The sequence below is a fragment of the Capnocytophaga sp. oral taxon 412 str. F0487 genome, from assembly GCF_000271925.1.
Lineage (GTDB): Bacteria > Bacteroidota > Bacteroidia > Flavobacteriales > Flavobacteriaceae > Capnocytophaga > Capnocytophaga ochracea.
In genome coordinates this window covers 63043-70250 of the sequence record NZ_AJZR01000062.1, presented here as the reverse complement: position 1 = coordinate 70250, position 7208 = coordinate 63043, and the positions used below count along the sequence as shown (strand labels likewise).

The 7208-nt window shown below is 34.4% G+C and carries 5 protein-coding genes; 4 read left to right on the top strand and 1 reads right to left on the bottom strand.

Translation table 11 applies throughout. The annotated features are described in order from the left end of the window. From HMPREF1321_RS12305 to HMPREF1321_RS11185, 3 genes are all read left to right on the top strand, one after another. Positions 1-2260, top strand: a 2260-nt coding sequence (locus HMPREF1321_RS12305; protein WP_009422642.1) for a fibronectin type III domain-containing protein, incomplete at its 5' end; no start/stop codon positions are given. A gap of 6 nt (positions 2261-2266) precedes the next feature. Continuing rightward, positions 2267-2725 (top strand): hypothetical protein, encoded by a 459-nt coding sequence (locus HMPREF1321_RS11190; RefSeq protein WP_009422637.1) that lies wholly within the window; start codon positions 2267-2269, stop codon positions 2723-2725. Positions 2726-2766: 41 nt separating this feature from the next. Further along, positions 2767-3924, top strand: coding sequence for a hypothetical protein (locus HMPREF1321_RS11185; protein WP_009422670.1), 1158 nt, complete (start codon positions 2767-2769; stop codon positions 3922-3924). A 207-nt stretch (positions 3925-4131) separates the two neighbouring features. Here the strand turns inward: HMPREF1321_RS11185 and porV are convergent, their stop codons facing one another. Then, on the bottom strand, positions 4132-5235 hold the full coding sequence (gene porV / locus HMPREF1321_RS11180; RefSeq protein WP_009422673.1) for a type IX secretion system outer membrane channel protein PorV: 1104 nt from the start codon (positions 5233-5235) through the stop codon (positions 4132-4134). 634 nt (positions 5236-5869) lie between these two features. Between porV and HMPREF1321_RS11170 the strand changes: the two genes are divergently transcribed. Beyond that, a complete protein-coding gene (locus HMPREF1321_RS11170; protein ID WP_009422661.1) occupies positions 5870-7207 on the top strand; it encodes a PKD domain-containing protein in 1338 nt (445 codons plus the stop codon). Position 7208 lies beyond the last annotated feature (1 nt).

Sequence of the window (7208 nt, the reverse complement as noted above, 5' to 3'; positions counted from 1 at the left end):
CGAACAGTCGTACTTTAAAAACAACGGCAATTCCGAGACTTTTTACTTTGATTTAGTCTCTCATTGTGAAGCGCCGAAGTTCCTCACTGCGATAACCGAGAGCACCTCAGCACAACTGCGTTGGAGTGCTCAGGCGATGATGCCCAACCAAGAGTACCCGTACAAGGTGATGTACCGCGAGAAAGGTAAAACTTGGAAATCGCAAAAGGTGAGTATGCCCTATGCCAAGCTCACGAACCTTAAACGGGGACGCACCTACATTTACAAAGTGGGCGTAGCCTGTGGCTTAGAAACAGCTTATAGTAGCTCGGTATTTGGTGAAGAGAGCTATATGTATAGCACCGAACAAGAGTTCACTACCACCGAGCAGATAGACGAAAAGAGTCAAGTGCAATGTGGGGTAAAACCCGAGATACGTATCAAGAACACTAACCCACTACAGGACAATCTGTATCCTAACACGACCTTTACAGCAGGCGATTTCCCGGTAACGGTGCTCAACGCTACGGGTAACAATGGCGTATACTCAGGAGAAGGTTATGTGAAAGTACCTTATTTGCAAGACACTAAGATAAAGGTAGTGTTTAACGGCATCAAGCTCAACACCGAACGCCAACTCATAGAAGGGAAGTTAGTAACGACTTATGATGAGACGGAGAGGAATGTGGTGGAAGTTTCAAAGGAAATGAACGGACTGAAAGAATTTGCTGAAGAATTGAAGAGAGAAATAGCTAAGAAAAAAGAAGAAACTATAGCTCTTTTTGGGGAACAAGATGAGAATTTTGATAAAAGTTTAGAAGAGTGGGCTAAGGAGAAGGAAAGAGAATATACAGAAACGGCTAAAAAGGAATCAGAAATAAATACATCTGTAGCAGTTGAAGATAACGAAGTGAAACAAACAGAATCACCTAGCAATTTGCAAAAAAGTAAAGAAACAACTCCTGAAAATAACAAGAAAGGAGATGTTACTTATTATATTAAACATAAAAATAAAAAATACTACACAGGGGATAAAATAAAACTTCCTTATAAGCGGAAAATGCTTGAAACCTTTGAAATGGGAGATGTAGCAGATACAACTAAAGTGAATTTTAATATTTATTATCCTAATGGAGGGGGTTTAAAAACTATAATAGCAGGATTTGAAAAGAAAAAAACATTTTTTATAGAGAAACATTCTGAAGAACTTTTAAAATTGGATATTTATGCATTTGCTAAAGTTCCAGACTCTATAGGAGTACGAATAGAGATAGATAAGGAAGTAAAGAAGTTTGATCTTACGGAGTTAAAAGCTATTGATTTAAGAAATGGAAATAGAGTAGCAAAAAGTGGGGAGACCTTATATTATGTAAATTTTCCTTCTATAGAAAAGGAAAGGCGGGATACCCAATTTATAGCTGAAATAAAACCTAATATTCCTAAGGAAGAAATTCCTGTGAGTTTTATTAATTGGACTGTAAATAGCAAAGAGTTTGAAACAAATCAAGGGGAATTAGATTTCAAGACCTCTATTAATGAAAAACAAGATAAAAAAATAACAGTAAAAACAGGTAATCCTACCAAAATGAGTAAAAGTGTACAAATTAAATGGGTAGATGGTTATAACATTTCTGTAGAAGTAGTGTCTCCTGCGGTACAAAATGCTTTACGAAAACTTAGTGAATATGTAAATCGTATTGGTAGTGTTTTGAATAAATTAGATAATACAGGAAAATTAGAATTCAACATTTCTTTTCAAGGTGAAGAGTTTTTAGAAGAAGATAAAGCAACAAGGTTTTACAATGTAGTAAGAAAAGGAGGTTTCTCAGGAGGAATTAATTTAGCTTTTAATGGTTTTACATATGGAGCAGATTTAAAATTAGCAAAAGCAAAAATATATCTTAAACCTATTATAGGACTTATAGCAAGTGGACAAATGCAATATGAAAAACGGAATGACAAAAAAGGGTTTATAGAAAAGGGTTTTGCAATGAATTTTGGACTTCAAGCTGATTTACAAGCAGGGGGAGATTTAGGTCTTGATTTAGGAGTTGTAAACATAAGTGCAAACCCTTATGCAGGAATATCTTCTTGGGGGAATATAAAATATTCTAATATAAACAAATCGATAGAGGGGGAAATAGGGATAGGGAAACCTTATGTAGGAATAAGAGGTGAGATGACCTTAGGAGGGTATAATATTATTCCTAGTGGTGATTTTAAATATATTTGGGACAATATTAAATATGAAACATCTCCTTTTAAAATATATGTAAAATAAATTGTTATGTGGTTTTTCAAGCTTTGGCTATTTTTATTAGCTTTTTTGATTCTTATAATGAATCTTTTTGATATTAAGCGGATATACGATGCTTTATCAGGGAATTATTTTCAAAAAGTGATGGTTATCTCAAAGATAGATTATCATGGGGGTAGTGGAGGAAAATATAATGGAACTCCAAGTGTTTTTGTGAGAGGGTATATTGATAGTCAAGAAGTATATTTTATTAGAAACTTAGATGAAAATGTATATGATATTGCAGGAAAATTCGATATTCCAAATGTTGAGATAGGAAATTCAATAAAGGTACTAAAATTTAAGCATTCTGATCAAGTGATGGTTGTATACGATAATGAATTTGCACGATGGAAGAAAATGCGAATAATCTTCTCTTCTATTGGAATAGTTGGTATGATTGTTTTCTGGCATTTGATGAAGACTCATAAATTTAAAAACAATCAATAATAGATAACACGAAGTATTAATCTTATTAAATAAAGGGAAAAATGAAATTACAAATAACTTTTATTTTATTATTAAATAGTATCTTAGCTTTTGGGCAAATTGAATTTGAAGCTAAGGAATTAGCCGTTATAAATGAAGTGGAAGGAAAACTGACTATAGAAAGTTATGAGAATATATTTCTTTATAAAGGTAAAAAATGTAAATTTTCAATCAATACAGTGGAAAAGCAGTTTTGTGATTTTTTCAATTTGAGTACTCAGCAACAGTTGGAAGATTTTTTCAAACCTTATGAGATTCCTACAAGTTATAAAAAAGAGGATTACTTAAAGAATATGAGACTATATGATGATAATAAGAATAATTATTATCAGTTAGACTCTAAATACATTTTTAATAATGGTATTACTGAAGATATCTTCGTTAAGTATATCAATTATAATGGCACATTTCCTAAGCCTATCTATTCAGTATTTTACATTCAATCTTCCTCTCAAGGTTTAATAGTTAAAGATATGGGAGAAAATCTCGATATAGCACTGTTTTTAGTCGGAACAAACACTACTAAAGTGTCTGACTATTTAAAAAATGAAAAGAATATTAATATAACAAAACTATGTGATGATTTTTTTAATTGTATAAAAAATGATGATTCATCAAATATTAATGTTTTTAACTTATTAGATAAGCAATTCTCTCCCTTTTATAAAAAGGAAATAGCGAAAACAGGGGAAATGAGCAAAAACACAAGAGGAACACCTATTAAGAATTCTTTGAAATATAAAAAAGAATTTCACGATGTTATAAGTGGAGTAGTTCTAAAAAAACAAGTTTTATCAAAAGAAAAAATCTCAGAAAAATATAGAATACCAATAGAACTTTTAAAAAGAGATAGTTTAGCAGTAAAAGAAATTATAGATATAAATAGCTCTAATGACACCTTTTCTATATTGAAATTTTATGATAATGATCCCATCATAAAAAAGGGAAATCAGATTTTAGATAGAGATATCGCAAAAGGGAATAATACTTTATTTGTCTTAACAACAATAGATTTTGATGTGTTTGTAGATATTTGTTTTTCCGAGACGCCAAAATATCCTAAATTTCAGAAATTTAAAAAGGTAATAGAAAAAGATGGCAACATAATGATTAGAAATTTGCGTGATATTATAGAAGAAAATAAGAATGCTTTTATGTAAAGGCATAAAAAACATTGATAACACCTTAAACATTTTCAAATTAGCTGATGTTATAGAGAAGAATAGCAGTTGCTTATCAAAATATTTTTCTAAGTAATAATGTCCCTCCGTCTTCTCATATTAATTCTCTGTTCATTACTTGGTTTTATAGTTTTAAGCTAAAAAACGGGAAGAGATGTGATGGTGCAGAAGATGATTGTAAAATAATCACTGTTGCCCAAAGCGGTAAATTAGGTTAATTTTAAAGGTGTTGAATGGATTGTTATAGGTGGAGAATGAAAAAGGATAAGCTACGTCCATTTGCCAATTGTTAAAAGCAAAACCTGCTCCTATGGATAGAAACTTTCGGTCGCCTTTGTCCTTGTGTTGATAGAAAAATCCTGAGCGCAAGAAAAATGATTGGTTATACTTGTATTCCAAACCTATTGCCCAATTAATCTCGTGAAACTCTTCACGAAAACCATTAGGAGCATCGTAGAAAGAGGTTATTAAGGCTTCTATAATATCTTTGTCGGGGACACCTTGCTCATTAGGGGTAGGCACAAGGTATTTTTGTGCTTCTATCGAGAGTTCCCACTCGTTATAACTATCGGTTTGCAATAAAAAACCTGCTCCTAATTTCAGTTGGGTGGGAAGATAGAAAGACCTGCCCAAGTCGTCGTACTTCACCTTTGTTCCCACATTAGAAAGTTGGAATCCCCAAGCGTATCGGTATAACAAACTACTAATAAAGTGTTCTTGTGAATAAAAATAGCCTGCTATATCAAAAGCTAATGCTCGGGCTACACTCTTCCCTTGCGAAGGAATAGATAGTTGTGAGCTTAAGAAACGAGAGGTAACTCCCATTGCAAACGACTGACTTAATTGTAAACTATAAGAGCCCTCCAATGAAAGCTCAGTAGGCTTGAAAGTGCCTAACATATACGATTGTTGCCCTATGTCTTGGGTTAAGTTCACATCACCGATACTGAAATATGAGAAATTTGCCCCGAAAGCATCGCGTATTCTCTTTTTGTAAAAAGTAATCCCCCCTAAAAACACATCGTGCACAGCTCTGTGGGTGAAGGGCATATAATTAATGGCTACTGCTGAAGAAGTAGGCAGAAAGATATATTTGGGAGCATTCACTCTTTGGGAAAACACATCGGGAGAGGAGGCTACCCCTACTTCTCCTTTTCCTGCTGATATAGCATCAGAATTAAGGATTAAGAACGGAAAAGCGGTAGAAATAGACTTTTCTTCTTGACAAAAGAGGGGTGTTTTCGCAAACAGAAACACACAGAGGAAACAGAATAACCGAGTGCAGTTCATTTTATAGTATTTTTGCAAAGATACATCAAATAGTTGAATTATACAATTTTTTGTAAAAGAGGAGGAGGAAGTTTAGAAAATTAGCAGATTGGGAAATTAGCAAATGGGGAAGAGGAAGTTTAGAAAATTAGCAGATTAGGAAATTAGTGAATTAGGTGCAAGCTACAAGAAACGCCAGCGGAAAAGATTAACTTTGCCAAAGTTTTAAACTTTGGCAAAGTGTGTACCCCTAAAAGTGACATATCTGATCTATCGAAAGGAAACGGAGGAGTTCGGAAGAGGGTTGGGAGAGATTTTGGTGAAAAAATGCTATGAGGAGGGTGGGAGTAGCTTATGGAGAGCTTATAGGAAGCTTATACGAATCTTGGACGATTGGTATAGAAAGGGTATATAAATAATTGATTAATAGTGTGATACAACAACGCTAAAAATGCCAAAAACGAGGTTTCGAGGCGAAAGAAAGAGAAAAGGCACGGGTGGCACAGACAGGTGTGAATCATAGGGTAGGGGGGATTAGCAGATTTTTTAGCTCTTAGAGGGTTAAGAATGACATATTAGACTTAAAAAAGTAAATGTTTTTTAGGTTTATTGTGTAAAAAGTATTACTTTTGTAGCCGTTTTAGAATATGATACAATGCGTTTAGTTTTAAAGATAGTAATTTGTTTAGCACTATGGTTTTGCTTTGCTTGTGAGCAAGAGCAAAATATGCCTATTGAGGGTGATTTTAGCATTGCAATGGTAGATGATAATTACAATGTTCCAGCACAAGTGCGCATCATAAACAAAATCACAGGAGCTGATGCTTTTCAGTGGGAATTTCCTAATGGCAGTTATACTTCTTCTAATGCCTTTTATCCTGAGGATATTCGTTATACCGAGCCTGGTACTTATACTATTACAGCACATACCACCAATTTAGACGGTGAGGCGCGCACTTTCCAAAAATCGTTTACAGTTTACCCTGAGCTATCAGCTTTGTTTAGTTTTACTCAACAAGGGAGTGATATAGCACCTCTTACGCTTACTCTTAGCAACCAAAGTGAGGGAGCGACTACTTATCAATGGTCGTTTGAAGGAGGAACGCCTGCTTATAGTTCGGAGAAAAATCCTACGGTAACTTTTGAAAAAGGGGGGGTATTTACATTGCGATTGGAAGCGAGCAACCACTCTCAGCGTAGGGTAATGGAGAAAACAGTAGTAGTGCGTGCGCCTTTAGTTGTTGCTTTTGAAATAACCAATGAATACCCTCATAATACACAAGCCCCTGTACGTATATTTTTGAAAAACCAATCGGTAAATGCCACTGCTTATCGCTGGAAAGTAAGTAGCGGGGCTTTTCAGCAAGAGAGCACTGATGAAAATCCGTCGTTTATACTTCCTACTGCAGGAACGTATCAAATAGAGCTTACAGCTAATAACGACAAGCAAACTTTATCTGAAAGAAAGAACTTTACGGTAACAGCAGGTGATAATCTTATTACCTTTACAGATATAAAATTAGGTATCAATACTAATAAAACAGTAGGTTGCTATTTTTCTTCTTTTTTAGGGGAAGTACTAAAGCCTAATGAAGTAACAGCGGAGAACGGCAGGCTTATTGATTTTGTGTATTTCGGGCAGAGCACTTCTTTTGCTTATAATGTATTCTTATCACCAGATGAAGCACAAACAGCTGTTTTTGACCCTATTCCCAATGCTACAAAAAGTTACTTTATCAACAAACAAGAGAATAAGGGGCAGGTGTTTTTCTCAGTAGCTGATTTCGATGCGCTTTCTTCGGGAGCTACTCTATCTTCTTTGTCTATTAAATCTAATAGTAACAAAGCTCCCTTCAATAAGGAAATGGCAAACAGAATTGTGCTTTTTGAGACAGCTAACGGGCGAAAAGGAGCTATTAAGATAAAGGAATACGTAAGCAATGGTGCGGAATCTTACATAGTTGTTGATATTAAAATGCAAAAAAATCATTAAT

What these genes read in the sequence shown, in the direction of transcription:
- HMPREF1321_RS11190 (WP_009422637.1), top strand. Translation starts at nt 2,267, where the DNA reads ATGTGGTTTTTCAAGCTTTGGCTATTTTTATTAGCTTTTTTGATTCTT.
- HMPREF1321_RS11185 (WP_009422670.1), top strand. Translation starts at nt 2,767, where the DNA reads ATGAAATTACAAATAACTTTTATTTTATTATTAAATAGTATCTTAGCT.
- porV (WP_009422673.1), bottom strand. Translation starts at nt 5,235, where the DNA reads ATGAACTGCACTCGGTTATTCTGTTTCCTCTGTGTGTTTCTGTTTGCG.
- HMPREF1321_RS11170 (WP_009422661.1), top strand. Translation starts at nt 5,870, where the DNA reads ATGCGTTTAGTTTTAAAGATAGTAATTTGTTTAGCACTATGGTTTTGC.